Annotated in this window: 27 protein-coding genes and 1 tRNA gene; 18 read left to right on the top strand and 10 right to left on the bottom strand. The window is 34.3% G+C overall.

Going from position 1 to position 25,832, the window contains the following annotated elements; translation table 11 throughout:
* The first annotated feature begins 102 nt into the window (after nt 1-102).
* The 6 genes from ACFFLS_RS01050 (at nt 103) to ACFFLS_RS01025 (ending at nt 6,511) form a co-directional block, all read left to right on the top strand.
* Nucleotides 103-447 (top strand): HopJ type III effector protein, encoded by a 345-nt coding sequence (locus ACFFLS_RS01050; RefSeq protein WP_379683721.1) that lies wholly within the window; start codon nt 103-105, stop codon nt 445-447.
* 315 nt (nt 448-762) lie between these two features.
* Nucleotides 763-2,463 (top strand): single-stranded-DNA-specific exonuclease RecJ, encoded by a 1,701-nt coding sequence (gene recJ / locus ACFFLS_RS01045; protein WP_379683722.1) that lies wholly within the window; start codon nt 763-765, stop codon nt 2,461-2,463.
* A complete protein-coding gene (locus tag ACFFLS_RS01040; RefSeq protein ID WP_379683723.1) occupies nt 2,453-3,733 on the top strand; it encodes an MFS transporter in 1,281 nt (426 codons plus the stop codon). The genes recJ and ACFFLS_RS01040 overlap by 11 nt, the downstream gene beginning before the upstream one ends.
* The gene (locus ACFFLS_RS01035; RefSeq protein ID WP_379683724.1) at nt 3,734-4,648 is read left to right on the top strand and encodes an alpha/beta fold hydrolase; all 915 of its coding nucleotides are present in this window, start codon (nt 3,734-3,736) and stop codon (nt 4,646-4,648) included.
* A 164-nt stretch (nt 4,649-4,812) separates the two neighbouring features.
* A complete protein-coding gene (locus ACFFLS_RS01030) occupies nt 4,813-5,169 on the top strand; it encodes a hypothetical protein (protein ID WP_379683725.1) in 357 nt (118 codons plus the stop codon).
* Between the two features lie 133 nt (nt 5,170-5,302).
* The gene (locus ACFFLS_RS01025; RefSeq protein ID WP_379683726.1) at nt 5,303-6,511 is read left to right on the top strand and encodes a cytochrome c3 family protein; all 1,209 of its coding nucleotides are present in this window, start codon (nt 5,303-5,305) and stop codon (nt 6,509-6,511) included.
* Here the strand turns inward: ACFFLS_RS01025 and ACFFLS_RS01020 are convergent, their stop codons facing one another.
* The 4 genes from ACFFLS_RS01020 to ACFFLS_RS01005 all read right to left on the bottom strand — a co-directional run bounded on the left by ACFFLS_RS01020 (nt 6,512) and on the right by ACFFLS_RS01005 (nt 8,883).
* Nucleotides 6,512-7,255: a UDP-2,3-diacylglucosamine diphosphatase gene (locus ACFFLS_RS01020; RefSeq protein ID WP_379683727.1), complete on the bottom strand. Its 744-nt coding sequence runs from the start codon at nt 7,253-7,255 to the stop codon at nt 6,512-6,514. It lies immediately after the preceding gene.
* Nucleotides 7,256-7,365: 110 nt separating this feature from the next.
* Nucleotides 7,366-7,818 (bottom strand): 6-pyruvoyl trahydropterin synthase family protein, encoded by a 453-nt coding sequence (locus ACFFLS_RS01015; RefSeq protein WP_379683728.1) that lies wholly within the window; start codon nt 7,816-7,818, stop codon nt 7,366-7,368.
* Between the two features lie 33 nt (nt 7,819-7,851).
* On the bottom strand, nt 7,852-8,028 hold the full coding sequence (locus ACFFLS_RS01010) for a hypothetical protein (RefSeq protein WP_379683729.1): 177 nt from the start codon (nt 8,026-8,028) through the stop codon (nt 7,852-7,854).
* 90 nt (nt 8,029-8,118) lie between these two features.
* Nucleotides 8,119-8,883: an enoyl-CoA hydratase/isomerase family protein gene (locus ACFFLS_RS01005; protein ID WP_379683730.1), complete on the bottom strand. Its 765-nt coding sequence runs from the start codon at nt 8,881-8,883 to the stop codon at nt 8,119-8,121.
* A gap of 105 nt (nt 8,884-8,988) precedes the next feature.
* Here ACFFLS_RS01005 and ACFFLS_RS01000 point away from each other — a divergent pair.
* Both ACFFLS_RS01000 and ACFFLS_RS00995 read left to right on the top strand, forming a co-directional pair.
* Nucleotides 8,989-9,062: transfer RNA gene (locus tag ACFFLS_RS01000), tRNA-Ala, on the top strand.
* A gap of 70 nt (nt 9,063-9,132) precedes the next feature.
* Nucleotides 9,133-9,381, top strand: coding sequence for a GIY-YIG nuclease family protein (locus ACFFLS_RS00995; protein WP_379683731.1), 249 nt, complete (start codon nt 9,133-9,135; stop codon nt 9,379-9,381).
* 225 nt (nt 9,382-9,606) lie between these two features.
* On the opposite strand, the gene ACFFLS_RS00990 is transcribed toward ACFFLS_RS00995, so the two are convergent.
* Nucleotides 9,607-9,783 (bottom strand): hypothetical protein, encoded by a 177-nt coding sequence (locus ACFFLS_RS00990; protein ID WP_379683732.1) that lies wholly within the window; start codon nt 9,781-9,783, stop codon nt 9,607-9,609.
* 210 nt (nt 9,784-9,993) lie between these two features.
* Between ACFFLS_RS00990 and ACFFLS_RS00985 the strand changes: the two genes are divergently transcribed.
* The 8 genes from ACFFLS_RS00985 to tnpA all read left to right on the top strand — a co-directional run bounded on the left by ACFFLS_RS00985 (nt 9,994) and on the right by tnpA (nt 16,762).
* Entirely contained in the window at nt 9,994-10,593 is a 600-nt protein-coding gene (locus ACFFLS_RS00985) for a hypothetical protein (RefSeq protein ID WP_379683733.1), read from the top strand.
* A gap of 18 nt (nt 10,594-10,611) precedes the next feature.
* Nucleotides 10,612-11,376, top strand: coding sequence for a hypothetical protein (locus tag ACFFLS_RS00980; protein WP_379683734.1), 765 nt, complete (start codon nt 10,612-10,614; stop codon nt 11,374-11,376).
* Between the two features lie 77 nt (nt 11,377-11,453).
* Entirely contained in the window at nt 11,454-12,005 is a 552-nt protein-coding gene (locus tag ACFFLS_RS00975) for a hypothetical protein (RefSeq protein ID WP_379683735.1), read from the top strand.
* Nucleotides 12,006-12,134: 129 nt separating this feature from the next.
* On the top strand, nt 12,135-13,169 hold the full coding sequence (locus ACFFLS_RS00970; RefSeq protein WP_379683737.1) for an oxidoreductase: 1,035 nt from the start codon (nt 12,135-12,137) through the stop codon (nt 13,167-13,169).
* 204 nt (nt 13,170-13,373) lie between these two features.
* The gene (locus ACFFLS_RS00965) at nt 13,374-13,958 is read left to right on the top strand and encodes an SMI1/KNR4 family protein (protein ID WP_379683739.1); all 585 of its coding nucleotides are present in this window, start codon (nt 13,374-13,376) and stop codon (nt 13,956-13,958) included.
* Between the two features lie 69 nt (nt 13,959-14,027).
* Nucleotides 14,028-14,588: a hypothetical protein gene (locus ACFFLS_RS00960; RefSeq protein WP_379683741.1), complete on the top strand. Its 561-nt coding sequence runs from the start codon at nt 14,028-14,030 to the stop codon at nt 14,586-14,588.
* A 10-nt stretch (nt 14,589-14,598) separates the two neighbouring features.
* Nucleotides 14,599-15,759: a leucine-rich repeat domain-containing protein gene (locus tag ACFFLS_RS00955; RefSeq protein WP_379683742.1), complete on the top strand. Its 1,161-nt coding sequence runs from the start codon at nt 14,599-14,601 to the stop codon at nt 15,757-15,759.
* A gap of 550 nt (nt 15,760-16,309) precedes the next feature.
* Nucleotides 16,310-16,762, top strand: coding sequence for an IS200/IS605 family transposase (gene tnpA, locus ACFFLS_RS00950; RefSeq protein ID WP_379683743.1), 453 nt, complete (start codon nt 16,310-16,312; stop codon nt 16,760-16,762).
* A 16-nt stretch (nt 16,763-16,778) separates the two neighbouring features.
* Here the strand turns inward: tnpA and ACFFLS_RS00945 are convergent, their stop codons facing one another.
* From ACFFLS_RS00945 to ACFFLS_RS00925, 5 genes are all read right to left on the bottom strand, one after another.
* On the bottom strand, nt 16,779-17,195 hold the full coding sequence (locus tag ACFFLS_RS00945; protein ID WP_379683744.1) for a hypothetical protein: 417 nt from the start codon (nt 17,193-17,195) through the stop codon (nt 16,779-16,781).
* A gap of 138 nt (nt 17,196-17,333) precedes the next feature.
* Nucleotides 17,334-17,813, bottom strand: a complete 480-nt coding sequence (locus ACFFLS_RS00940; RefSeq protein WP_379683745.1) for a hypothetical protein — start codon at nt 17,811-17,813, stop codon at nt 17,334-17,336.
* Nucleotides 17,814-17,985: 172 nt separating this feature from the next.
* Nucleotides 17,986-18,948 (bottom strand): lipid A deacylase LpxR family protein, encoded by a 963-nt coding sequence (locus ACFFLS_RS00935; RefSeq protein WP_379683746.1) that lies wholly within the window; start codon nt 18,946-18,948, stop codon nt 17,986-17,988.
* Nucleotides 18,932-19,717, bottom strand: a complete 786-nt coding sequence (gene mtgA / locus ACFFLS_RS00930) for a monofunctional biosynthetic peptidoglycan transglycosylase (RefSeq protein ID WP_379683747.1) — start codon at nt 19,715-19,717, stop codon at nt 18,932-18,934. Before mtgA ends, ACFFLS_RS00935 begins: the two co-directional genes overlap by 17 nt.
* A complete protein-coding gene (locus ACFFLS_RS00925; RefSeq protein WP_379686334.1) occupies nt 19,717-20,829 on the bottom strand; it encodes an NAD(P)/FAD-dependent oxidoreductase in 1,113 nt (370 codons plus the stop codon). Before ACFFLS_RS00925 ends, mtgA begins: the two co-directional genes overlap by 1 nt.
* A gap of 287 nt (nt 20,830-21,116) precedes the next feature.
* Between ACFFLS_RS00925 and ACFFLS_RS00920 the strand changes: the two genes are divergently transcribed.
* Complete coding sequence (locus ACFFLS_RS00920) at nt 21,117-23,018, top strand: S9 family peptidase (RefSeq protein ID WP_379683748.1); 1,902 nt, start codon at nt 21,117-21,119, stop codon at nt 23,016-23,018.
* 372 nt (nt 23,019-23,390) lie between these two features.
* The gene (locus ACFFLS_RS00915; protein WP_379683749.1) at nt 23,391-25,829 is read left to right on the top strand and encodes an ATP-binding response regulator; all 2,439 of its coding nucleotides are present in this window, start codon (nt 23,391-23,393) and stop codon (nt 25,827-25,829) included.
* Nucleotides 25,830-25,832: the final 3 nt, after the last annotated feature.

Below are 25,832 nucleotides of genomic sequence, written 5' to 3'. Positions count from 1 at the left end.
GGGAATTTGTGACTCGAGCGATAGCGAACAGGCGAAGCAAATTTGCGGTTAAAAAAATCATTTTAATCCTTTTAATCTGTGTCAAAAAACTAAACCATAATCATGAGCGTACAAGCCTTTTTAGAAAAAGTAAAACAAACTCCAACACAAATCACATTTCCTGAAACTATTGCCGTAATCGAAGAAAATTACAACTTTACTCCAACTGCTTTTCAAAACGGAACACAGCACAATGCTGCTGGAGAAAATTCAGGTTCTTGTAAATTATTCTCTTTCGCAAAACTGCAAAACTTAAGCAAAGACGAAACTTTAGCTTGTTTTGGTGCTTTTTATTTTGAAGAAGTTTTAGGCGATCCAAACGGAACCAATCACCAAAATATTAGAAATTTCATCAACTTAGGCTGGGACGGAATTCAGTTTGAAGGAAATGCTTTAGAAGCAAAGTAATATATTTTAGAATTCAGATTGTAGATTTTAGATTTTACTAGGCCTGCAATCTAACGCTTAAAAACTTTGTCAAAGTTTAAAACGAATATTCTGCCACAGATTAAAAAGATTAACACAGATTAACATAAAAGTTGCCACGACCCGAGCGAAATCGAACAGGCGAAGCAATTCCACCAATTAGCACGAATTAAATTCGTGTAATTCGTGGCAAAAAAATAATCTTTTAAATCCTTTTAATCTGTGGCTAAAAATTGCCAACCAGATTAAACGATTTCCACAATCTGAAATCTAAGATCTAAAATCTACAATTAAAAAATGCGCTGGACCTTAAAACAAAAACCTTCTGAAGATAAAATCAAACATTTGGCGCAAGCCCTTAATGTAGAAGATTTTGTAGCCTCACTTTTGATTCAGCGTGGTATTGAAACCTTTGAAGATGCCAGGAATTTCTTTCGTCCGTCTTTAGATCATCTTCATGATCCATATTTGATGAAAGATATGGACAAAGCCGTTGCAAGAATCGAATCGGCAATTGAAAATCAGGAAAACATTTTGGTTTTTGGTGATTATGACGTCGACGGTACGACAGCCGTTTCTCTGGTTTCATCTTATCTAAAATCATACTATCCAAACGTCGCCACCTACATTCCAGATCGTTATGACGAAGGTTACGGAATTTCGTATAAAGGAATCGATTATGCAGATGATAACGGAATTGCCTTAATCATCGCTTTGGACTGTGGCATTAAATCAATCGATCATATCGCCTACGCGAAAGCGAAAAACATCGATTTTATCATCTGCGACCACCACAGACCTGGAGAAAAACTTCCTGATGCGGTTGCTGTTTTAGACCCGAAAAGAGAAGATTGTTCTTATCCTTATGATGAATTGTGCGGTTGCGGTGTTGGTTTTAAACTGATTCAGGCTTTAGCACAAAATAAAAACGAAACCGTAGAAGATTTAGTTCCGTATCTGGATTTGGTCGCTACGGCGATTGCGGCCGATATTGTACCGATTACAGGAGAAAATCGCGTTCTGGCCTACTTCGGATTAAAAGTAATCAATACCGAACCACGCCCGGGAATCAAGGCTCTTGTACATCAGGTAAAAAAGAAAGTTTTAGACATTACCGATGTTGTTTTTATTATTTCGCCAAGAATCAATGCGGCCGGAAGAATCAAACACGGTAATCATGCAGTCGAATTGCTGAGCGAATTTGATTTTGAGCAAGCGCAACAATTTGCTTCAGAAATTGAACAGTACAACGCTGACCGAAAAGATCTGGACAAAAAAATTACCAAAGAAGCTTTTCAGCAGATTCTCGATAATAACGAACATGATCGTTTTAGTACCGTGGTTTTTCAGGAAGACTGGCACAAAGGCGTAATCGGAATTGTAGCTTCGAGATTAATAGAAACCTATTACCGCCCGACTTTGGTTTTTACCAAAAGCGGCGATAAATATGCAGCGTCTGCCCGATCCGTAAAAGGATTTGATGTTTACAATGCCCTTGATGCTTGTTCTCAACATTTAGAACAATTTGGAGGACATATGTATGCTGCCGGAATGACATTAAAAGCCGAAAATTATGAAGCTTTTAAAGATGCTTTCGAAAAATGCGTGGAAAGCACCATTCTGCCCGAAATGCGAATACCAGAAATCGAAATTGATGCCGAAATTGATTTTACGGACATCTCTCCAAAACTTATTCGGATTCTGAAACAATTTGAGCCTTTTGGCCCACAGAACATGACACCTGTTTTTATGACTTCAAATGTAAAAGATACTGGTTACGCCAAAACACTAGGTTCAGAAGACGAACACTTAAGACTCTTTGTGAAACAAAACAATTCAGAAGGAATTTCTTCGATTGGTTTTGGTCTCGGAAAAAAATTAGGTTTAGCACAAAATCAAAATTCGTTTCAAATTGCTTATTGCATTTCTGAAAATGAATGGAATGGAAATATTACAACACAGCTTATGCTGAAAGACATTAGAACAAATGACAACTAAATCCAACAAACCGGATCCCTATCAGGCACTCCGCTATCGAGAGTTCAACGTTTTTTTATTATTGCGTTTTGCAATGGTTTTTGCCTGGTCCATGCAGTTTATTGTAATTGAATGGGAAGTCTACAGCTTAACAAAAGACCCTCTTTCTTTAGGTTTTATTGGTTTGATGGAAGTAATCCCGGCAATTCTAATGGCTCTTTTCGCAGGCCACATTGTAGACCAGAGAGAGAAAAAAGGAATGTTGGTAAAATGTATTCTTGGGTTTTCAGTAATCAGTCTTGGATTGTTTTTATTGACCTGGCCGAAATTTTCTGGGGGACTTTCTAAATCAGGCGTATTGGGCTTGATTTATTTTCTTGTTTTTCTTGGCGGTATTGTAAGAGCCTTTTTAGGTCCTACTATTTTCTCGCTTTTATCTTTAATCATTCCTAAAAAAGTATATCCAAATGCGGCGACCTGGAGCAGTTCTGTTTGGCAGATTGGCGCTGTAATGGGACCTGCTTTGGCTGGTTTTTCTATCAACTGGATTGGTGTTCACTGGTCAATGTGCCTTGTTTTCGGATGTTCCATTCTTTCTTTAATTGCCTTATCGCAGATCAGTAAAAAACCCATCTTAAACCCTAAAATAGGCGAATCAATATCTGACAGTCTTACCGAAGGTTTGACTTTTGTATTTAAAAACAAAACGGTATTAGGCGCTTTAACATTAGATATGGTTGCAGTTCTTTTTGGAGGAGCAGTGGCACTGCTTCCGGTTTTTGCGCAAGACATTTTAAAAGTCGGTTCCGAAGGTTTTGGTATTTTAAGAGCTGCTCCTGCTGTGGGCGCTTTTATTACAATGTTTGTTTCTGCTTATGTCCCATTATATAAAAATGCAGGAAAGAAGCTTTTGGTAGCCATCTTTATTTTTGGTTTATCAATTATTTTATTTGGACTTTCGATTTCTTTCTGGCTTTCTGTTTTTGCATTATTCCTAAGCGGATTGGCGGATGGAATTTCTGTTGTAATCCGTCAGACGATTTTGCAGCTTAAAACTCCTGATCATATGCGCGGACGTGTTGGTGCCGTAAATTCGATTTTTGTTGGATCCTCAAATGAATTAGGTGCTTTCGAAAGCGGTTTAACAGCCCGTTTGATGGGAGCAGTAGTTTCGGTCGTTTTTGGAGGAAGTGTTACGTTGTTTACCGTGATTGTAACGGCATTAAAATCACCAACCTTTAGAAATCTTGACCTTCAAAGAGATATGGACGACCATCATAAACTGGAATAGATGAAATCATTTTTTCTTTCAATATGCTGCATCTTTTCTCTTTTCGTAAAGGCGCAAGATCTCTACATCAAAACTTATGGAAATGCAAAAAACAAAGCTATCATTTTCATCCATGGCGGTCCAAGCGGTAATGCTACATTGTTTGAAGGAACTACGGCACAAAATCTAGCATCTCTAGGATTTCATGTAATTGCTTACGATCGTCGAGGCGAAGGAAGATCGGCTGATCCTAACGCCACTTTCACTTACGAAGAAGCTTTTCGGGATTTAAATCTTATCTATTCAAAATATCATTTAAAAAAAGCTGTTTTACTTAGTCATAGTTTCGGCGGTTTGGTTGCCACACTTTATGCTCATAAATATCCACAAAATGTAAGTGCTTTGGTTTTGGCTGGCGCTTTGTTTTCACAACAGGAAACATATGACCATATTTTAAATTCCATTAAAAAAATACACGACGGCGATTCTAAAACGCTTAATAAAATAGCTTACATAGAAAAACTGGATAAAAACTCTGCAGGATATAGAAAACATTGTTTTGATTTGGCAAGTGATGAAAATTACTTTAAAATGCCAAATCCAACAACTGAATCTAAAAAATTATATGCCGCTTACGAATCTGGAGAATTTTATAAAACCAATATCCGAAACAAAAATGCTCCCCTTCTTTTCTATCAAAATGAAAAGCAAAACAATATTGACAGCAGACCTTTTTTAAAGGAAATTAAAGCCTCAAAAGTTCCAATTTTTGCCATTTACGGAAAACAAGACGGTATTTTTTCATCAAAACAAATAAAATCAATTAGAGAATTAACTGGCGCTAACAATTTTGCTCTTCTAGATAACTGTTCACACTATTTGTTTGTGGACCAGCAGAATAAATTTCTTCTGAATTTAAAAAAATGGCTTAAATAGCTTTTTTATCGCTTTAATGATATAAGTTAGTTTTACCAAAAAATTCCGTCAAGCTTTAATTAACTTATATCACTCATATGATTTTATTTTTTCACATTTTAAGATTTTTTTATTTAGAATTAATATAAATAATATTTATATTTGTTGCAATAAAAGTATTTACGATGAGAGAAATTGAGCAGATATATCATAATAACTTTGGAATCGCCTTTTACTGGAAACAAAACAGTCAGCCGATTTTAGATAAAATTCAGTTGGTTTTTAAAGAAACAGGATTTTATTTCACGGTATCAGAATTAAATCAGTTTTGTGATTTAATTGAAGACAGTATGATTGAAAATACTTGTTGTGAAGCTTGTGAAATGAAATATTCTTGTCATAAATTCTTACTGAAAACGCCATGCAATTCAATAGATTTAGCCGTTTCGATGACCGAATTAAAATCGATTAAGGATTTGGTTGAAGGTTCTTTGTTTAAAATCGAATTGGGAGAATATATTTATGGTGTTGGAATGAATTAATACCGACTATGCCAAAGCGCATCGGAATAAAACATAATTTGGTTAGCACAAGAAACATTCTAACATTTTAACAACATTTTTTCATTATTGAAATATATTTTGATTCAAATCAAAAAAAAGTATATTTACAACAATGAAAAAATTTGCATCTCTACTTGTTTCTCTGTTTGCAGTTTTTATTTCAAGCTGCAATTCCAAATCAGAAGAATATATTGATCCGCGTGGCACCGATTATGCGGGTTCAGAAAGTTGCATTCAATGTCATAAAACACAATATGACATGGCAATCAAAAGTTCCCATTTTAAAGCAACAGCTCCTGCCGTTTTAGGAAATGTTTCCGGCAATTTTGATTCTGGCGACCATACCTTTATCTACGACAAAAACACCAAACTGGTCATGGAAAAAGACGGTGACAGCTTGTATCAGGTTTTATACCAAAACGGCAAAGAAACTTCGAGATATAAATTTGACATTGTTTTTGGCATCAAACACGCCCAAACTTCTGTTTATTGGAAAAACAATAACACTTACGAACTTCCCGTTTCTTTTTATCATTCTATAAACAATTGGGGCACAAGTCCGGGATTTCCGGCAGACAAACCTTATTTTGACCGAATGGTTGTAAAAGATTGTTATACCTGTCACAGTTCAAACGCAAGCAGCAGAATCGTAAACCAAAATTCTGCAGAGAAAAATTTCATGGCAATGGATGTCGAAGATATAATTGACAAAAAAACCATTGTTTACGGAATTGATTGTGAGCGTTGCCATGGTCCAGCAAAACAACATACTGAATTTCATCTAAAAAATCCAAATGTAAAAATAGCCAACAGCATTACAAGCTTTAAAACATTAAACCGCCAGCAAAAACTAGATGCCTGCGCGTTGTGCCATGCAGGAAATGACGGAATGAAACTCAAATCGCGCTTTGATTTTAAACCCGGAAATAATCTATCTGATTTTTACCGCGAAACCAGAAGTATAAACGATACGGCACAATTTGATGTTCATGGAAATCAATTTCGTTTAATGGCACAGAGCAAATGTTTTATAAGCAGTGAAAAAATGGATTGCATTACATGTCATAATCCACACGATAATGCTTCAAAAAATATGACTTCGTATTCGAAAATCTGCATGAGCTGTCATCAGACAATGAAACATTCTGACAAAACACTCAAATCTATGCCTAGAAATTTATTGACCGATAACTGCGTAGAATGCCATATGCCGAAAAAAGCCTCAAATGCAATAAATTTTCAGCTTTCAAACAACAAAAAGTTATCAAATTATATTCTGAGAACACATAAAATCGGAATTTATGCGAATACTAAAAAGTAATTATTTTTCGAATTTTTTAAGTTCAAATTTCTCCCCATCAAAAACACCATAGGTAAAATATCCAATCCAGTCGCCCAGATTTACGTATTCTGAATTTTCACCTACAGGGTGAATCATCGGAAGATGACGATGTCCGAAAACAAAATAATTGTAATGTTTGGTTTCTAGCTTTCGCTTGGCATACAGAATAAGCCATTCGTTTTCTTCACCTAAAAACGTAACGTCTTCTGCTCCCGAAATTAATTTGTTTTTAACCGACAAATACTGTGCAAGACTCACACCCACATCGGGATGAAGCCAACGGAAAAGCCATTTTGAAAACGGATTTGTAAAAACCTTTTTCATTCTTTTGTATCCCTTGTCACCGGGACCTTTTCCGTCTCCGTGACCGATTAAAAAGGTTTTTCCGTTAAAAGTAAATTCTTTGTTGTCGTGATAAACTGGAATATTCAATTCGGTTTCAAAATAATCGCTCATCCATAAATCATGGTTTCCGACGAAGAAGTAAATCGGAATTCCGCTGTCGCGAATTTCAGCCAGTTTGCCCAAAATACGTACAAAACCTTTCGGCACGACCTTTTTATACTCAAACCAAAAATCAAACAAATCTCCCAAAAGAAAAATAGCTTCTGCATCTTCTTTTACCTCATCCAGCCAAGCAACGAATTTTTTTTCTCGCGGAAGACTTAATTCCGGAGTCGGCGCACCAAAATGCTGATCGGAAGCAAAATATATTTTTTTCATTGAGGGAAGTTGGAAGTTATAAGTTAAGGGTTATGTGTTAGGCTTTCGAAGTTATATGAATTTCATTTCGACTTTAACGTCTCACTTATAAAATTTAACTTCTAACTTTTTTATAAATTATCCGATGCATACCATTCTGCAAATGAAGATTCTGTTTCCTGAAGTTTCAATGAGAAAAGAGAGATTCCTTCTGGCAGGCGCGCAACGATTCTGCTAGCAAAATCAATCACCATATTTTCGCTTGTCGGCTGATAATCTACCAAAATAACATGATGTCCGCGATTTTTCAATTCATTTGCCAATTCGACATGCGGCGTTGTTTCATTAAAAACTGTTGCATGATCAAATTGATCAACGATTTCCTCTTTTACAATTTTCTTTAAATCAGAAAAATCGATTACCATACCGAATTTTACATTCGACCGGTCAGTGATCGGCGAACCAATAACGGTTACTGATAATTTGTAACTGTGTCCGTGAACGTTTTTACATTTTCCGTCGTAACCATACAAAGCATGACCGGTTTCGAAGTTAAATTGTTTTGTAATTCTGATTTTACTCATCGATTTTTAATTTTAAGGTTGCAAAATTACAAATTAATTGCCGTTTTTAGCTCTTTTTTTAGCTCTAAGATACATCAATAAAGCAATACCGCCCAAAACCAGAAACGGAATGAAAGATCCAATGACTACACCAATTTGATAACCACTATCTGGAGCATCTTTAATTTTTTCTGCAATATCTACTTTTTGAAATAAGGAAATAATTGTCATGTTCAATAATTTATTTAAGTGAAAAATGATTTTAAAACATTTTTCAAAACTATGTCACTATTTGTCTAAAATCAATGACTTATATCATACCTATTTCTTAAACTGAAGCAAAGCATTTCGACTAAAATCTGACAATACAAGTTTTCCCGTAATTGCAGCGCGTTCAAACAAAATCGATTCCCATTGTTCTGTTCCTTCCCAGATAATTTTCTTCATTTGAAACAAAGCCTCTGGGTTGTATGAACTTAATCGTTTGGCGAAATTTTCTACTGCTTCATCCAATTTATCACTGCTGTGAATTTCAGAATACAATTTATGCTGCAACGCCCATTCTGCCGATTTCCATTCGTGTGCTGAAAGCGTCATTTCTGTCATAGCCGCTTTTCCTATTTTTCTCGAAACCGCTGGCTCAATCACAAATGGACCAATTCCGATTGCTAATTCTGAAAGTTTCACAGCACTTTCTGGTGTCGCAAAAACATAATCACAGGCAGAAATAATTCCGACCCCTCCACCAACAGCCCTGCCCTGCACTCTTCCGATAATCAATTTATTGCAATTGCGCATAGCGTTGATTAGATGTGCAAATCCTGAAAAAAACTCCGTCCCCTGTTCTTCATCCTGAACTTGCAAAAGTTCATCAAATGAAGCACCTGAACAAAATGTTCTTTCGCCTTGACTTTTTAAGATAATAACCGAAATATTCTCGTTTCTGCTGAGCGAATTAATTTCTGTCGTCAGCTGATCGAGCAGTGTACGAGGAAAAGAATTACTTGCTGGGTGTCCAAATTCAACAACCGCAATTGTATTTTGAAAAGAAGTTTCTAAGCTTCCGTTTGATTTTTCTGAACTCATAAAAATAGTTTTAAACGTAAAGTTACGCTTTTGAAAAATAATTCGGCTTAAGCTATTTGAAATTTGTTTTTTGAAAAATATTTGACTTTATTTGCTAACACATTTGGGGGATTAGCTCATTTGGCTAGAGCGCTACGCTGGCAGCGTAGAGGTGATCGGTTCGAATCCGATATTCTCCACTAATAATTCAAAAAAATACCCAAACAAATTCAATTTCTGTTTGGGTATTTTTTTTTAGCATCCTACCTTATGTTTTACATTTATATCATATTTTCTAAAACACTCAATAAATACTATGTTGGCTCTTGTCAAGATATTGAAAAACGCTTGCTAGATCATTTAAACAGCAGAAGCACTTTTACAAAATCGGTCAAAGACTGGGAACTTAAGTATTTTGAAACTTTTTCTACAAGAAGCGAAGCTTGCAAAAGAGAATTGCAAATCAAGAAAATGAAAAGCCGAAAATATATTGAAGACCTTATTAAAACAAAAGCCTAGAGTATCCCGATGCATCGGGAAGGTGATCGGTTCGAATCCGATATTCTCCACAAAAATTAAAACCCTTGTAAATTCCGTTTCACAAGGGTTATTTTTTTCCTATGGTTTCGCAATTTTGTCATTTCGAGGAACGAGAAATCACACTCGGGATTCGACAAAGATTGGCGATTTACTTTGTAGAATTTCTAGTGTGATTTCTCGTTCCTCGAAATGACAAATCTATCGTTACTTTTCATTAGCCGAATCATCAGCATCAACATCGACTTTTTCTGCTTTTTTGAAATCGTTATTCAGCAGATTTTCCAATTTCTTTTTCTCTTTGAGATTTTTTCTCACGGTCAGAACAACTAAAATAATGACCAGTACAACAACTATTGCTATTACATTCCAATTGACATCCATAACTTAAATTTTAAATAAAAGTAAAAATTTAAACTACTTATCATATTATCAAAAGGTTAAGAATAAAATTTCGGAAAGGTTCTTTAGAATTATACAATTTGAAAGATATTTCTCTAAAAAGGTTTCTTATTTTTGTTAAAGCACTAATCATTCTAAAACCAAAGTATTTAATGATATCGCATGCGGAGATTAAATTATAAACTCATATCTATGAAAAAAGAAATATTAGATCGCATCCAGCAACTGGGTGGAAATATCGATAAAGTAAAAGGAAATTCATTACAAGAAGACTTACAGTCAATTGAATTCAGTCACCCTTTATATACAGATTATTATGAAGATGAGTTATACGGAATTGATGAATTTTATGCCAATAACCGTGAATTGTATCTGGATAATAAAAAGGAATTTTATGACCGATTATTAAATCATTTTTTCTCTGATCATGAACTACCTTACGGACAGGATTTTTATAGAAATTTTCTTTTCACCCCTTTTAAAGAAGGTACAAAAGATTTTGAAGAACTTGACGGTTTAGTAGAAGAAAGTGAAATAAGAGAAGTTGTCAAAGGCGGAGATTTAGATTTTATCTGTATTTGTTATTCATACGGATATCCTGATCACTTCTTTATATGTCTAACAGATCCAAATCCTGAAAATCCGACAGTTTACTCTACCGATCACGAAGTATTTTTTAGTGAGATTGAAAATGAAGGAACTTTTGAAGAATATCTTAAACGTTATTTAACCAAAGAGGAATTTTTAGAGATTGTTAAAAATTATATCGAGAATGAAAAAACGGATAAATAATTTTTTTTATAAAAAATCATGAATGAGAGAATTTCAAAAATAAAAAATGATGTACAAGACAGAAACTCCGAAGCATGGATTAAGTTGTGTCAATACATTGATCAAGTTTACGATGAAAACATCGAAGAATTTTCTCCACTTGAAGCACTAGGATATGAGCTTTATTCTCAAATACATACCTTACCAGAAAGTATTGCGAAACTTAAAAAAGTAAAAAAAATATGGCTGTACGGAAGCAAATTGAAACGCATTCCGCCTGAAATTGGAGAAATGGAATCGCTCGAATATTTTGATCCTTATACTTCATATGACTTGTTTTGGTTTCCATATGAAATAATAAATTGTAAAAACCTAAAAGACAGCAGGGTGAGCACAAGAGTTTTATATGGAAACTACAAAAACAGAAAAGGATTTCCGTTACTTGACCATAATCCTGTACGATATGAAGGGAATTCATTAAAATGCAGTATCTGCAAGAAAGAAATCAGCTATGAAGAAACAAATCAGTTATGGATTACGCTGCGAATCGGGACAGATAATTTACCATTACTTGCCAATTTATGCTCAGAAGAATGCAAAGAAAAACTTCCTGAACCTCCAAAAGGATATGTAGATCATGCTCATAAAGGAGGTGCAAATCTAAAACAACCATCCTATGAAGAATGGGAAAAAGCACATGTCACTAAAATATCGTGGGATGAAATAAAAAAACAAGTTGCAGAAACAAAAGAAGAAGAATCACCAAAACTATTAAAACTAGTACGTAAAATATGGGAACAATAGATTTCTTCAGTTGTAAATCTCTTCGATTTTTATCGCTTTCTCTATATTAGCACGTACTAAAACAGAACTTAGTCTAAATGCCAAAATTAAACAAATACACAATCTGCAGTATAATCTTTGCTCTTATAACTTGGCTTTTTGTCGGGCTTTTCCGCGATGACGAATTTTACGAGCCTAATCTCTTTGTAAAATACCGCCCTACTTTCAAAGTCAATTTTTATTCCCCAATTGGCATGCAGGATTTATCCTTAAATGAATTATCTCCAGAGCGCAGAGAAGAAGAAATTGCATTTCAGAATTTTATAATCAATCAACAAAATCGAAACAACCACAATCTAGAACTTGGTGATCTTCCTTACATTTTGATACAACTTACTTTGACGTTTTTTTGTTTTGGTATTTTAAAAACAAAAAAAGGTCTCATTTATAAAAAATGGCAGTGGATTATTCATTTCGGACTTGGTTTCTTACTTACTGGATTCGCAATTATAATGATGATGCTTATTGACATTTGGTTTACATTGATTGCCGGAAGCCTTCTAATAGTTGCCGTTAATTACTTTTTACTACTGCTGCTGACCTTGAAAAACCGAAAAGTCCCTGTTTCTGGAAACCATAACTTCGTCTAAAAATATTTCATCATTTTAATTACGTTCCAAATTCTGACAAAAAAAAGCTATTTTTATCACACAAAAGAAAAAACACCTTTGTAGAAAAAAAAATTAAACGCCATAATTACAAAGTAAAATCCCAAATCTATGAACTTAAAAATTCAAACTTTTTTCGTTGTCGCAACATTGCTCTTAATTTCCTGCGGCGATAAAAAATCAGAAAACAACAATACTGTCAGCCCAGTTCAAAATGCTTCGGTTGAAACCGATACTATACAAACCACAGAAGAAGACGGACCTCGAAAAGAAAGCATTAACTTGTTCAATCTTACATACAGAGACAGTAGCAGTGTTTCTTTTGTTTCTCTTTCAGACATTTATCCGCTGGACGGAACCGATTCTGATTCGCTTGTTTTACCAGACCCGAAGAAAATAGAAAAAAAGGCTTCGCAATATTTTACATTCGATAAATCTTACCGCGAAAGATTTTTATCAAAAACAGGAATTTCAGAAAGCGATTCGATTTTTATCTATGATTATGCTAAAAACAAACTGATTGCTTTGCCTATAAAAAACCTCAAAACAGCCGCTTGGATAAATGGTTATGCCTCCGAAGAAGATTGGCCGTACAACCGCTATGATTACATGATTGGATTTGAAATCAGCAACAAATATTTAAGTGGCTTAAGCGACTATTATACAGATGTTCTCGTATATGCTGGCAAAGAAAATCCATTTGTTCGCGGACAGCTAAAACCAATACAATGGAAAAAAACAACTGCAAATTCTTTTCCGTCAAAAACAATGACCAAAAAAGGCAAAGAATATGTCAAAGACTTAAAAACAGGAGAAACTCACTCCTATACCGCAAATGGTTATGACTATTTCCTCCAAGATTATCTAGACGAAAGAAAATTTGTAGCCGCAAGACGATTGCTGGTTATCGATTCTAAAACCAAGGAAGCCTATATCGAAAAGTTTTATGGAAGAGGCGAAGGAACATCGGTTTCACCTTTAAATCATGAAGCCGAGAATGGAGTCATTCAATGGACAGGAATACTCTTTAAAAACAAACCGCTGGTAGTATTTGGTTTTCAATACGAATCATTTGGCTGTCCTGGCATTTCGTTTATAGACAAATCAAACGAAGACGTTTACCTCCAATGCGACAATAGGCATTAATTTTTTTTTTCCGAAGCAGTACGTTTGGTTTTCAAAACGCGTCTTGTCCCGCTGTCCGCTTTATCTTTTATGGCGAACCCCGCCATAAAAGGATACCGCTTCCATCGGGGCTAAAAAAGAACGGTTGCTTTTTACAAAAACGCAAAAACTGTTTCATAAATAATTATTCCAATCATAAAAGCCACTTACTTTTTATTTCACAACATGGAACAAATAAAAACACTTATAGCAGAATGCGAACTTGAATTCGACGAAATCCAAGAATTAGTACCAGCATCAGACGAAACAATACAAACTTTATCCTCATTTTTTTCGCAGCCGCTTCCACAAGAATTGATCACTTTTTACAAAACTATCGGCGGTATCCAATCAGAAGAAATATTCGCTATTCTGCCTCCCGAAAAACTTCTAGAAAAGCTTTCTGATGATTCTTCTTTCCGATATAAATCGACCGGAATTATCGATATGATTATTGCTTTTTGGGGCAATGACAGACCCGAATTGCAGCAAAACGAACTGCTGACTGAAGAAGAAATCGAAAAAATCAACAAAACATTCCCTTGCATCGGATGGATTACGTCTGAAGAAGACAATTATGAGAGCGGCGAATATATCATTTTCGATAAAAACGGAAATTTCATGAATTTGTACTGCCATCAAGATAATCTCCTAAAAACTAGAAATCAATTACTTAAACTTTTAGAATCTGGCCTTTCTAAAAGATCTCTTGAAAATGTTCTCGAAGAACTTTTTGAAAGAGCCGAAGGAAACTTAAGTCGTTGGGATTAAAATGATATAAAAAAAACATCATCAAAATTATTTCTGAAATAAAAATAACAACCAACAAAGCCTCAAATCATGTCCGAATTAAGCTCCTTATACTGCAAAGTCAAAATCACAAAACCACAACTCAAAAAATTTCTAAGCACTCCACTCGAAGAACCAGAATTAAACAAAAACTGGCTCGATTTCTGGGAAAGTCGAAAGATGTATTCTAAATCTGTTTTGACACAAGAACTGCTTCGCACTTACAACGACGACACCAATCAAGAAGTTATTGACGGTTGGATTGATTACCCCGAAGCAATGGCTTTTTCTGATTACAATGAAACGACAGATGAATGGCATTGGGGAATGATGTTTTTCAGCGAAAACTACGTCGAGATGATTCCGATGTTTGCATTTATCGCCAGTTTAGAAAAATACGTAACCGAAAGTCCAGAAAATCAAGCGATAATTTTTCCTTTCTTTTGGGGCGATAATGGTGTCAATGCTTATGTTTATTTTGAAAATGGCAAAGCGGTTTTAAGTCCGAAAGTTCAAACATTAGAAGATGTAGCATCTAATTTTGTAGAAGAAACCAAAGATTTTCTAGACAAAAAATGGGACCAACTGTCCAAAGAAATGGATTTAGATTAAAAACTCGATTATGAATATTATCCATTCTTTTACCGATTCTGCTTTTAAACAATATGTTCTAGAGAATTTCTCTCAGGATAAAAAAACAATCCAAACAAGTGATATCGAAAAGATTCTTTCACTGGATTTAAGTGCAAAAAAGTTAAAAAATCTAAACGGATTGAAATATTTCACCTCCTTAAGAAGTTTGAACTGTTCTTATAATAAACTTCAATCTATTGATGTCAGCCATAATTTGCAGTTGGAAGAATTAATTTGTAATGAGAATGAGATACTTTCACTTGATTTATCTAACAATACAAAATTAAAACATCTAAATTGTGGTTTCAATCGGTTAAAAAAATTAAAACTAAAAAACAATACACTCTTAAAAGAGCTTATTTGTCATTGGAACTTATTGACTGATCTTTCCACAGAAAGCAATCCACTTTTAGAAGAACTCGACTTTTCTTACAATCATATTTTCGGAATAGAATTGAATAAAAAACCTTATCTGAAACATTTAGAATGCAGTCAAAATGGTTTATTGGATCTCGATTTGAGTGGATGTATTTCATTACAAACATTACGATGTAGTAATAACGTACTCAAGCAACTTGATCTTCAAAACAACAAACAACTCGAAGATTTACGTTGTTTTTATAATCATATTTCAGTTTTAGATATCCATCAAAATAGGCTGCTCAAAAAGCTGTACTGCTCAGACAATAAAATAGCAATATTAGACACCAGCAATAATCCTAAATTAGAATCTTTAGATTACGCTAATAATCTCATAAAAGAAGAAGATCATATCATTGATGGAATTGCGGTTTTTAAATATGATATCTCGTCCTCTATTTATGCAGCTTCTTTTGTTTTTGAAGATTCAGAACTTTACGTTTCAACAGAAGCCAGAACCAAAAAGGAAATCGAAAAATTAAGTTCAATCATTACAAAACTGTGTAAAAATTTTGTTCAGCTTAACCAGAAAGCTTTGGCATTTATTCAGCAAAAACACCCAGATGAAAACATTAAAGTTCTAAAACCTTCGGATATTATTTTTGATGATGAAGAATCATTCAGAATAGGTTACGATGCTGGCGATTCTCCTGCTGGAAGGTTATTTATATATATTTCTTTTGATGCAAAACTCAAAATGAATGATGATATAATTTATGAGACGTATTGATTTTCTTTTATTACAAGACAAACAAAGCCACTTCTGATTGAAGTGGCTTTGTTTTTTTAGTTGCTTACTATTAGCGTATTATAATACAATTATAACTTTTGCTAGCTCACTTTTAATAATTCCGTTTTTAGTTTTGTTTTTTGCGACTTATGGTGAACACATACATGAGAATAGGCTTTCGCCCTTTCAGGGCTTGATTGACTCTACTCTTCAGTTCAATAGTGCGGTGCACTATTTTAGTGGTTATGCTCTTTCAGAACTGTTTTACCTGATGGCGCAAAGGATAAAGAACAATTCATAAATAAAATAGGCTGAAAGCCTAATAGACCTCAACATAGTGCAACGCACTATGGAATAACAAACCAAAATAGGCTGAAAGCCTAATAGACCTCAACATAGCACAACGCACTATGGAATAACAAACCAAAATAGGCTGAAAGCCTAATAGAACTCAACATAGTGCAACGCACTATGGAATAACAAACCAAAATAGGCTGAAAGCCTAACAGACATCAGCGTAGCGCAACACGCTATCAACAAAAAGAAAATTATGCCACAATCATTATACAAAGTATACGTACATCTAGTATTCAGTACAAAAAAGCGTTATCCATATATTGATGATGCTATAAAAGAAAAATTATGGGCATATCTTGGAGGAATCTGCAAGGGGCTAGAATGCAATCCTATTCAAGTAGGAGGATACAATGACCATGTTCATATACTATGTCTATTATCCAAAAAAATTACACAAATGAAATTGGTTGAAGAAGTAAAAAAACAATCATCAAAATGGATAAAAACGGTAGACAGACGTTATGCAAATTTTTACTGGCAGGATGGTTATGGTGTTTTTTCTGTTAATCCTTCGCAATTAGAGATAGTGGTTAAATACATCAAAAATCAAGAAGAACATCATAAAAAAAAGACTTTTAAAAAAGAGCTCTTAGCCTTTTTAAATAAATATAATGTTGACTATGACGAACGATACCTTTGGGATTAATTATTATTACGGCATATTAAACTCCATCCTTTATATACTTTTTATAATAATTCAAAAAATACAAAGGAAAAAATGCTCCAGCGATAGGTAGATAAATTGTAACCCAAGCATGAGAATAATCAATTGTTTGTTTTTCTATGATTATTAATACCAGATAAACAAGAATGGGAAATATATAGTAAGCTCTTTTTTCGTTTTCTTTATCAAAATAAATGAATAAAGACGAAATAAACAAAGGGATGTAAGAAATGAGATTAAACAGAACGAGCAGCGTTTCTTCTTTACCGTTTTCATTACCTTTAAAATTAATACTGGTAAAAACTAGTAATAGGACAAAACCACATATTAAATCTGAAATCACAAACGATCCCCATTTGTAAGTGCTGTAAACAAAAAAGACTAAAAAAACAATCAAGAAAAAATATCCCCACATATTTATCGTAAACTTTATACCTTAAAAATTTGAATTCAGTAAATAAACCAAAACCTTCCGCCCGAAAGGATTCTAATGGGATTTTTATTTTTAGAATTGTTTTTACTTATAAATCTTATAAATCTGAGCTACTCTATTTCATTCTAAATAATACACAGCATATCCACTAAACTTTCTACCATTTACAAAATATGATTTTGTAATGAAATGTTTTGTTTCCCCGTTTTTTATCGAATCGTAATCGATTTTCTGAATAAAATATTCATGCTTTTTATTTTTAATATTAAATATCAACTTATAATCATGCTTCTGAATAAAATTTTCTTTTAACTGAAAATTAAATTTAGCTAGTTTAAAGACTGTATAAGCAGTATCAGCTTTAATTTTATATCTAAATCCAACCCTTTTCGAATATTTTTTTTCATTTTTATAATAATCTTCAAGGACTATACTGTCAGTATCTGATAAATCCAACCTCGTAATGAAATGTGGGGTGAATTCAATCAAACTATTCTTTTCTGATTCAAGATTTGAAATTTTATTTTCTATTTTTTTTTGATCTTTATTACAAGAAATAAAAAACAACACTAAGCAAACATATCTACAAATTGTTTTCATTTGTTTAATTTTTAAGAAGCATCCCTTGTACATAGCTAAAATGAACCATTTTACATTCATTCTTCAGAAATACCATATTGTTGCTATAAATATTAAAGCATGAATACTTGTTTTGATTTATGATTAAATCTTCTAAAAAAACTTTTCGCCTTAGTGCTTAGTGGCAAAAACCTTAACGAAGCAAGAACCCCATTCGTATCGAACCATAAAAATAGCCTGAATTCGTATCGATTCCCGGATCGTTTAATTCTCTACCTCGATAAATAAAAGAATACGAAATATTAAAGTTATTGCGGCGGTATTTTAAACCGGCTTCGGCATTAAAGCGAAGCGGTTCTAATTCGAAAGTAATCGGACTTGTATCGTTAAACATGCTTCCTTCAATAGTGGCGTCATAAAACTGATAATTAACACTCGACATTGCATAGAAATAAAACTCCCGAATATCTGGTTGCGCATTTACACTCACTGAAGCATCATGAAGATTAGAATCGTAAATAGGAAGCAATTTCTTAAACCCAAATCTCGCCATAAAACCTGTTGAAAGTCCTGTAAAAATTGTCCCCAAATTGGCCTCTGACTGAAAATGAAAATCTATAAAATCATTGTGTTTTGACGGAAACATTTTTTTAGAATACAGAACATGAGCTTGTAATCCAAATGCATTATGAATCTGGTTTTCCCAGCCAAAAACTTTTTTGTAACCTATAATTTCATGAAATCCTTCCTGAAGTTCTTTCCCCATTGCATTCGGTCCCACAAAACCAACCTGAACATCTGTTTTTAAAACCGATTGGCTTTGGTAAAAAAAACTTTTGCCCATTTCTGCAAAAAGATAAGCCGCAAAAGGACGATCGTTTATTTCAACCGCAGCTTCATTAATAAATCTCGGATTATAGAGATATTGCCCAATTCTAAATTCCGTAATTTCTTTATTGATTTTCTCGTTTTTGTTTTTGCTCAAAAACCGGTAAAAAATTTCGAGACCGTTGGTATAATACATATCATTTTTGGATGAAGTGTATAAATCATTATCAGTTATAAAACCGATTTCTGTTGTTTTTCCTTGTCCAAAAGTCAACGTTGCGGTCAAGATCAGAAAAGCAAAAAGCGCTTTTTTACTTTTCCTTACCATTATAATTGACTTTTTTTCCAATGTAACGCATTTCGCGTACGATTCGTTCTTTTCTTCTGTTAATGTAGCTTGAAGAACCTGTCGCTTTAAATTTTCTCGGATTTGGCAGAATAGCTGCAATTCCGGCCGCCTGCATTGGAGTCAAACTCGAAGCATCACGTCGGTACCAATGTTCTGTCGCAGCATAAGCTCCGTAAACACCGTCACCCATTTCGATGCTGTTCAGATACACTTCCATGATACGTTCTTTGCCCCAGATAATTTCGATGAGAACGGTGAAATACGCTTCAAGACCTTTACGGAAATAACTTTTCCCCTGCCATAAAAAGACATTTTTTGCAGTTTGTTGCGAAATCGTGCTTCCGCCTCTAATACGGCGTCCGCGTTCGTTGCTTTTATAAGCTTTTTGAAGTGCTTTAAAATCGAAACCGTTGTGAGTCAAAAAAGTTGCGTCTTCGCTGGCAATAACCGCTTTTTGCAAATTCATTGATATTTTATCAAGCGGTTCCCAATCGTGATCAAAATAGACTTCTTTTCCTGCCCATTTATTTTCGATGGCACGAATAACCATCAAAGGCGTAAACGGAACCGGAACATATTTGAAGAAAATTACCGAAGCAATTGAAACTCCAAAAAACCACAAAGCTGCTTTTATAAAAAACCATTTTATTTTTTCGCCCCAAGATCGATTTCCTTTCTTTGATGCCGTTTTTGGTTTAGGTTTACTTGCGGTTGTTGTTTTTTTTATCGGTCTTTTGGTTACTCCCATTATATTAAATCTGCTAATTCGGTTCCTATTAAACTGCCTATTGCGACTCCCATTCCGCCTAAACGCACTCCGCAGAACACGTTTTCAGAAAGTTGCGTCACAACAGAATTCTTACTATTTCCGACTCCCATTATCCCGCTCCATCGGTGCGCAATCTGAAAATCCTGATTTGGTAAAATTACATTTTTCAGTAAATCTTCCAATTTATTTTGAATAATTTTCGTCTGCCCAAATTCAGTTGTCGTTTCGCCTTCAAAATCAAGGTTTCTGCCACCACCCAACAAAATACGATCATTAATATTTCTGAAATAATAATAACCGCAATCTAAATGAAACGTTCCTTTAATGTCTAAATTCCGAATAGGCTCTGTAATAAGCACTTGTGCTCTTGCTGGTTTTACGGCGCCCTTTGTTAATTCGCCAGCAAAACCGTTTGTAGCAAAAAGCAGTTTTTGGGTTTTAAAGCTAAAATCATTCAAAACAACTTCGACATGATTTCCAGCATCTGCATAAGAAGTTACTATTTGCTGATTGAGAATTAAAATGTTTTCAGAAACTGCTTGTCTTAGCAATTCCTGCATCATATTTCCAGTATCAATTTGTGCTTCAAACGGATTAAAAATTAAATAATCCTGAACATTTCCAAATCCGAATCGGTCGGTTTCTTTGGCGAAAACCTCTGCTTTAAAAAGTGGTTTCAGGATTTCGTTGACAAAAGGCATTCTCGAAATACCTTCATTAAACCCGAATTCATCTTCTTTCAAAAACAATTCATAGCCACCGTGAGGTTTAAAATCTATTGCAGAATCTCCAAGTTTTTTTCGAAGCAACTGCAAACCTTTCCAACGTTTTTCAATCAGAGCCACCACATCATCTTCCGAATGTGTTTTTAAATCTTCCAAAATTTCAGAAAGACTTCCGAAACAAGCAAAACCGGCATTTTTGGTACTCGCACCTTGCGGTAACATACCTCTTTCTAAAACCAGAATTTTAGCAGCCGGAAATCTTTCGCGTAAGCGTAAAGCAGTATGCAGACCAACAATGCCACTTCCTACGATGGTGTAATCTACATTCGTGAACCAGTTTTTTAATTCCCAATAACTTAATTCCATAACTTTATTAAATTCCAAATTTTAAAAATCCAAATTCCAATCTTGGGTTAAATTACAAAACTAAATGGAATTACAAATTCCAAAAACTAAATTACAAATTCCAAAACTTCATAAATTAGAAAACTTATATTGTCTGGCTGAGCGAAGTCGAAGCCTCTTACGTTGAGCCCTTCGACTTCGCTCAGGGCAACAATTGGAATTTGGAATTTTTCCACATTGGAATTTTAACAATTTATTGGAATATAAATGTTGTATTTTTAGCGCCACAAAAAATAGAATAATTGATTATGAAAAAAGTAGTATTAACAACCTTAATAATGATGAGTTTAAACGCTATCGGACAGAATGTGATGTCGCCGGAATTGTTATGGAAATTAGGAAGAGTAACGCCTCTTGGCATTTCTAAAGATGCAAAAAATGTGGTTTTTAAAGTTTCTACACCTTCTGTAGAAGAAAATAAATCGTCTTCAAAATTGTATACGATTCCTGTAACTGGAGGGAATGCAACAGAAATTAAAGACACCAAAGATATTTTAGCAGACAAAAACATTTCTCCTGATGGAAAATATGTTGTTTATAACGAAGAAGTAAAAATCGATAAAGTTTTAGGTAAAGATTTTTATCCAAACCTGACAAAATCGGATGCGCAAATCTACGACGGATTAGATTACCGTCATTGGGATACTTGGAACGAAGGGAAATTCAATCATGTTTTTTATAAAGAAAACAAAGACGGCGCAAAAGGAATCGATATCTTAAAAGGTGAAACTTTTGATTCTCCACAAAAACCTTTCGGCGGTGACGAAGATTATATCTGGTCGCCAGACAGCAAAAGCATTTTATACGTTTGCAAGAAAAAAGCAGGAACGGCTTATGCAATTTCTACCAATACCGATATTTATGAGTACAATCTGGAAACTCAAAAAACGGTTAATAAAACAGATGGTAATTTAGGTTACGATACAGCGCCACAATTTTCTCCAACAGGAAATTTAACTTGGTTGCAAATGAAACGTGACGGTTATGAGTCTGATAAAAATGATATTATTGTTGAGTTTAAAGGAATGAAACAAAACTTAACAGCAAACTGGGACGGAACTGTAGATAATTTTATCTGGAGTAAAGACGGAAAAACAGTGTTTTTTGTAGCGCCAATTGATGGTACAAAACAAATTTTCTCTGTTAATTTTCCTGGCTTGACAAAAATCGCTATTAACGTTCGTCAATTGACAAAAGGAGATTTTGACGTAAATGATTTAGTTGGATTTGCTGGTGATGATATTATTGTGACAAGAACCGACATGAATCATGCTGGCGAAATCTTTTCTTTCAATTTGAAGAAAAACACTTGGAAACAACTTTCTAATGTAAATACAGAAACTTATAAATCATTAACGTTAAGCAAAACCGAAAGACGTTATGTTACAACAACCGACGGTAAAAAAATGTTGGTTTGGGTAATTCTTCCTCCAAATTTTGATGCTTCAAAAAAATATCCAACTTTATTATACTGCCAAGGCGGACCACAGAGCGCTTTGACACAATCGTATTCTTTCCGTTGGAATTTCTCATTAATGGCTGCTAAAGGTTATGTAGTGGTTGCGCCAAATCGCCGCGGAATGCCTGGACATGGCGTTGAATGGAACGAACAAATCAGTAAAGATTGGGGCGGACAAGTTATGGACGATTACCTTTCTGCAATTGATGATGTTGCTAAAGAAAGTTATGTTGACAAAAGCCGTTTAGGATGTGTTGGTGCTAGTTATGGTGGCTACTCTGTATTCTATTTAGCTGGAATTCATAAAAACCGTTTCAAAACTTTCATTGCTCATGATGGAGTTTTCAATACCGTTTCGATGTTAGGAACAACTGAAGAGGTTTTCTTTAACAATTGGGATTTTGGAGGCGCATATTGGGAAAAAGATAATGCTGTTGCTCAAAAGGCATACACTACTTTTAACCCTGCAACTTTGGTTCAAAACTGGAACCGACCAATTTTGATTTTCCAAGGTGGAAAAGATTTCCGTGTACCAATCGGACAAGGACAAGAAGCTTTTCAGGCTGCGCAGTTAAGAGGAATCAAAAGCCGATTTGTATATTTCCCAGAAGAAAATCACTGGGTTCTAAAACCTCAAAATGCTCAGGTTTGGCAAGGAGAGTTTTTCAAATGGTTAAGCGAAACTTTATAGTCGCTACTATATAATTTAGCAAAGCAAATAAAGACGCGGATAAAACAGATTTACTTCGTAAAAACACGGATTAAAACGGATTTAGCATTTAATTTTCAGACACCGTTTAATAAAAATCCGTTTTAATCTGCGTCTTCGCGTTAGCGAATCTGTATGATCCGTGTGCTATTTTTAAAATTAACACGAGTAAAATCCAGTCACAAAACCATAAATAATAGCCGTAGATTTTACATAATCTACGGCTGTTTTATTTTGTTAACATAGCAATTATATAACATATTGATAGTGCATTCTGTTTATAAAACAGAATTTTTTAAATAAATTGCAGATGAATTTTAAGAACAAATACCTCGTCAACCCCAGATAAATATTATGGAGAGCAAAAAAAGTTATACCGCACTCAAAGTGTTATTCAGTTATGTTGCGTTACTCGCTCTCGTAGTTACGGTTGGATGGTTTTTATATTCTGAAAATGTAGTTTACAACAATCTTGAAGATAAAATTGCCTTTGAAAAAACCAAAATACTTCGCGTTAGTAAATTATTCTCCAATGTTTATAAAACCGAAGGTTTAGCCAGACAAACCATTCAGACCAATTCTGAAAAAGATTTCAAGAATTATTTGATTGAAAGTGACTCGCTTCGTCTTCGTATCGATACTTTAAGACAAATTGTTAGAACAGAATATCAGAAAACGTTGCTCGACAGTGTTACGTATCTTTTATCTGAAAAAATAAAAAACATCCGACAACTCAGGGAAATTAAAAATAAAGCAGACGACGAAACCTCTGTAAACAATGCGATAGACGAAATCACGAAAATGGAGTTCAACCTTAGAAAACTAGAACTTCAGGATTTTAGCAAAAACCCAAATCAGCTGGGAAGTTATCAGCGAAGTGTTTTACAGAAATATGTCGATTACTTGAATCAGAATATTCCAGATGACAGTACCAATACATTAAGTAAAAAAGCATCCGATTCTATTTTAGCCAATTCTAAAAAGCTGTTGAGTTCGGTTAAAATGAAAGCCGAAAAAAAGAAAGAATCCTTAAATTTTGAAGAAAACAAACTGCTTCAGAATGAAATTGCTATTTCGGACCAACTGCGAAAAGTGCTTCGAATTATCGAAAGAGAAATCATTATCAACTCCATCAAAAACAATTCATTAAAAGAAAAATCATTAAAGAGAGTCAACGAGATTGTAACAGCTTCGGCGGTGATCGGTTTATTGCTGACGATTTTCTTTTCTATATTGATTGTCAGCGATTATTCGAAATCACAACTTTATAAAAAACAGCTTGAAATTGCTAATTTCAAAACCAAAAACCTTCTCAAAAGCCGTGAACAGCTTATTTCGACCGTAAGCCATGATTTAAAAACACCTTTGAGTACGATTGTGGGTTATTCTGAACTTTTAGGAAATTCAGATGTCAATACCAAGCAATCGTATTTCATCAAAAACATTAAAAATTCGAGCGAATATATCACACAGCTTGTTCAGGACTTATTAGACTTTTCACAGATTGAAGCCGGAAAAATCACAATAGAAAAAGTTCCGTTTTTTCTGCCAGAAATCATAGACGATGTTGCCAAAAACATACAGACAGTTTACAAGCAGAAAAATATCGACCTCATTATCAATGTTGACGAAAAACTGCATAAACGCATTGTAGGCGATTCATTCCGCTTAAAACAAATCCTGACCAATATTGTCGGAAACGCCTATAAATTTACAGAAGAAGGATATATCAAAATTGCCGCTTACGCGAATAACAATCAGTCCTTCACCATTACGATTGAAGATACCGGAATCGGAATTGAAAAAGAAAATCAGAAACTTGTTTTTGAAGAATTTGCACAAGCCGATGAAAACATCGAAAAAAAATATGGTGGCACTGGTTTAGGATTATCAATCTGCCAAAAGATAATTTCTATTTTAGGAGGCAAATTAAGTCTGGAAAGTACTTTCGGAAAAGGAAGCACATTTACCATAGAGCTCCCATTATTGTTCGACAACAGCGCGAATCAAATTGATGAAGTTAAAAGACCGACATTTACAAACAATAAAAAACAGATTTTTGTTGTCGTTGACGACGATATAAATCTTCTGAATTTGACAAGCGGTGTTTTGAAACAAGAAAAACACGAAGTCCTGTCGTTCAACAGTGCATCAAAAGCGCTGGAAAGTATTCAGAACAAATCTTTTGATTTTGTCATAACCGATATTCAGATGCCAGAAACAGATGGATTCATGTTTTTAGAAAAATTAAAAAACACTCCTGATATTGATTTTCGCAATCAGCCCGTAATCGCACTTACGGGAAGAACAGACCTTGACCTTTCTGTTTATATTGAAGCCGGTTTTACGACTGTGGTAAAAAAACCGTATTCGCCAAAAATACTTTTGGAAACCATTCAGCATATTTTGGATAACAAAGAAATTCCGAATACCGAAAATGCAGAAATTCAACAGAACAACAATACGCAATTTTACACTCTTGAAACCTTAAAAGACTTTTTAGGGCAAGACGAAAATGCTTTAAAAGAAGTAATTCGATCTTTTATAGAAAGCAGTGTCGAAAATCTAGAATTATTGGAAACTGCCATTAAGGAGAAAAACACCGAAGAGATTAAATCTATCGCGCATCGTATCGCGCCGATGTTCAAACAAATTCAAGCTAATGAAATAGGCGAAATCTTGAAACATATCGAAAAAGACGAGTTTAAAACCGATGTCTTTAAAAACAGTTATAAGGATTTAATAACCAAAACCGCCGTTTTATTTGAATCGTTAAAACAAGAATTATTATAAAGC

The sequence above is a fragment of the Flavobacterium procerum genome (assembly GCF_042431625.1).
Classification (GTDB): Bacteria; Bacteroidota; Bacteroidia; order Flavobacteriales; family Flavobacteriaceae; genus Flavobacterium; species Flavobacterium procerum.
Note: the sequence above shows the minus strand (reverse complement) of the source record. Positions and strands in the feature narration are given on the sequence as shown.

What these genes read in the sequence shown, in the direction of transcription:
- ACFFLS_RS01050 (WP_379683721.1), top strand. Translation starts at nt 103, where the DNA reads ATGAGCGTACAAGCCTTTTTAGAAAAAGTAAAACAAACTCCAACACAA.
- recJ (WP_379683722.1), top strand. Translation starts at nt 763, where the DNA reads ATGCGCTGGACCTTAAAACAAAAACCTTCTGAAGATAAAATCAAACAT.
- ACFFLS_RS01040 (WP_379683723.1), top strand. Translation starts at nt 2,453, where the DNA reads ATGACAACTAAATCCAACAAACCGGATCCCTATCAGGCACTCCGCTAT.
- ACFFLS_RS01035 (WP_379683724.1), top strand. Translation starts at nt 3,734, where the DNA reads ATGAAATCATTTTTTCTTTCAATATGCTGCATCTTTTCTCTTTTCGTA.
- ACFFLS_RS01030 (WP_379683725.1), top strand. Translation starts at nt 4,813, where the DNA reads ATGAGAGAAATTGAGCAGATATATCATAATAACTTTGGAATCGCCTTT.
- ACFFLS_RS01025 (WP_379683726.1), top strand. Translation starts at nt 5,303, where the DNA reads ATGAAAAAATTTGCATCTCTACTTGTTTCTCTGTTTGCAGTTTTTATT.
- ACFFLS_RS01020 (WP_379683727.1), bottom strand. Translation starts at nt 7,255, where the DNA reads ATGAAAAAAATATATTTTGCTTCCGATCAGCATTTTGGTGCGCCGACT.
- ACFFLS_RS01015 (WP_379683728.1), bottom strand. Translation starts at nt 7,818, where the DNA reads ATGAGTAAAATCAGAATTACAAAACAATTTAACTTCGAAACCGGTCAT.
- ACFFLS_RS01010 (WP_379683729.1), bottom strand. Translation starts at nt 8,028, where the DNA reads ATGACAATTATTTCCTTATTTCAAAAAGTAGATATTGCAGAAAAAATT.
- ACFFLS_RS01005 (WP_379683730.1), bottom strand. Translation starts at nt 8,883, where the DNA reads ATGAGTTCAGAAAAATCAAACGGAAGCTTAGAAACTTCTTTTCAAAAT.
- ACFFLS_RS00995 (WP_379683731.1), top strand. Translation starts at nt 9,133, where the DNA reads ATGTTTTACATTTATATCATATTTTCTAAAACACTCAATAAATACTAT.
- ACFFLS_RS00990 (WP_379683732.1), bottom strand. Translation starts at nt 9,783, where the DNA reads ATGGATGTCAATTGGAATGTAATAGCAATAGTTGTTGTACTGGTCATT.
- ACFFLS_RS00985 (WP_379683733.1), top strand. Translation starts at nt 9,994, where the DNA reads ATGAAAAAAGAAATATTAGATCGCATCCAGCAACTGGGTGGAAATATC.
- ACFFLS_RS00980 (WP_379683734.1), top strand. Translation starts at nt 10,612, where the DNA reads ATGAATGAGAGAATTTCAAAAATAAAAAATGATGTACAAGACAGAAAC.
- ACFFLS_RS00975 (WP_379683735.1), top strand. Translation starts at nt 11,454, where the DNA reads ATGCCAAAATTAAACAAATACACAATCTGCAGTATAATCTTTGCTCTT.
- ACFFLS_RS00970 (WP_379683737.1), top strand. Translation starts at nt 12,135, where the DNA reads ATGAACTTAAAAATTCAAACTTTTTTCGTTGTCGCAACATTGCTCTTA.
- ACFFLS_RS00965 (WP_379683739.1), top strand. Translation starts at nt 13,374, where the DNA reads ATGGAACAAATAAAAACACTTATAGCAGAATGCGAACTTGAATTCGAC.
- ACFFLS_RS00960 (WP_379683741.1), top strand. Translation starts at nt 14,028, where the DNA reads ATGTCCGAATTAAGCTCCTTATACTGCAAAGTCAAAATCACAAAACCA.
- ACFFLS_RS00955 (WP_379683742.1), top strand. Translation starts at nt 14,599, where the DNA reads ATGAATATTATCCATTCTTTTACCGATTCTGCTTTTAAACAATATGTT.
- tnpA (WP_379683743.1), top strand. Translation starts at nt 16,310, where the DNA reads ATGCCACAATCATTATACAAAGTATACGTACATCTAGTATTCAGTACA.
- ACFFLS_RS00945 (WP_379683744.1), bottom strand. Translation starts at nt 17,195, where the DNA reads ATGTGGGGATATTTTTTCTTGATTGTTTTTTTAGTCTTTTTTGTTTAC.
- ACFFLS_RS00940 (WP_379683745.1), bottom strand. Translation starts at nt 17,813, where the DNA reads ATGAAAACAATTTGTAGATATGTTTGCTTAGTGTTGTTTTTTATTTCT.
- ACFFLS_RS00935 (WP_379683746.1), bottom strand. Translation starts at nt 18,948, where the DNA reads ATGGTAAGGAAAAGTAAAAAAGCGCTTTTTGCTTTTCTGATCTTGACC.
- mtgA (WP_379683747.1), bottom strand. Translation starts at nt 19,717, where the DNA reads ATGGGAGTAACCAAAAGACCGATAAAAAAAACAACAACCGCAAGTAAA.
- ACFFLS_RS00925 (WP_379686334.1), bottom strand. Translation starts at nt 20,829, where the DNA reads ATGGAATTAAGTTATTGGGAATTAAAAAACTGGTTCACGAATGTAGAT.
- ACFFLS_RS00920 (WP_379683748.1), top strand. Translation starts at nt 21,117, where the DNA reads ATGAAAAAAGTAGTATTAACAACCTTAATAATGATGAGTTTAAACGCT.
- ACFFLS_RS00915 (WP_379683749.1), top strand. Translation starts at nt 23,391, where the DNA reads ATGGAGAGCAAAAAAAGTTATACCGCACTCAAAGTGTTATTCAGTTAT.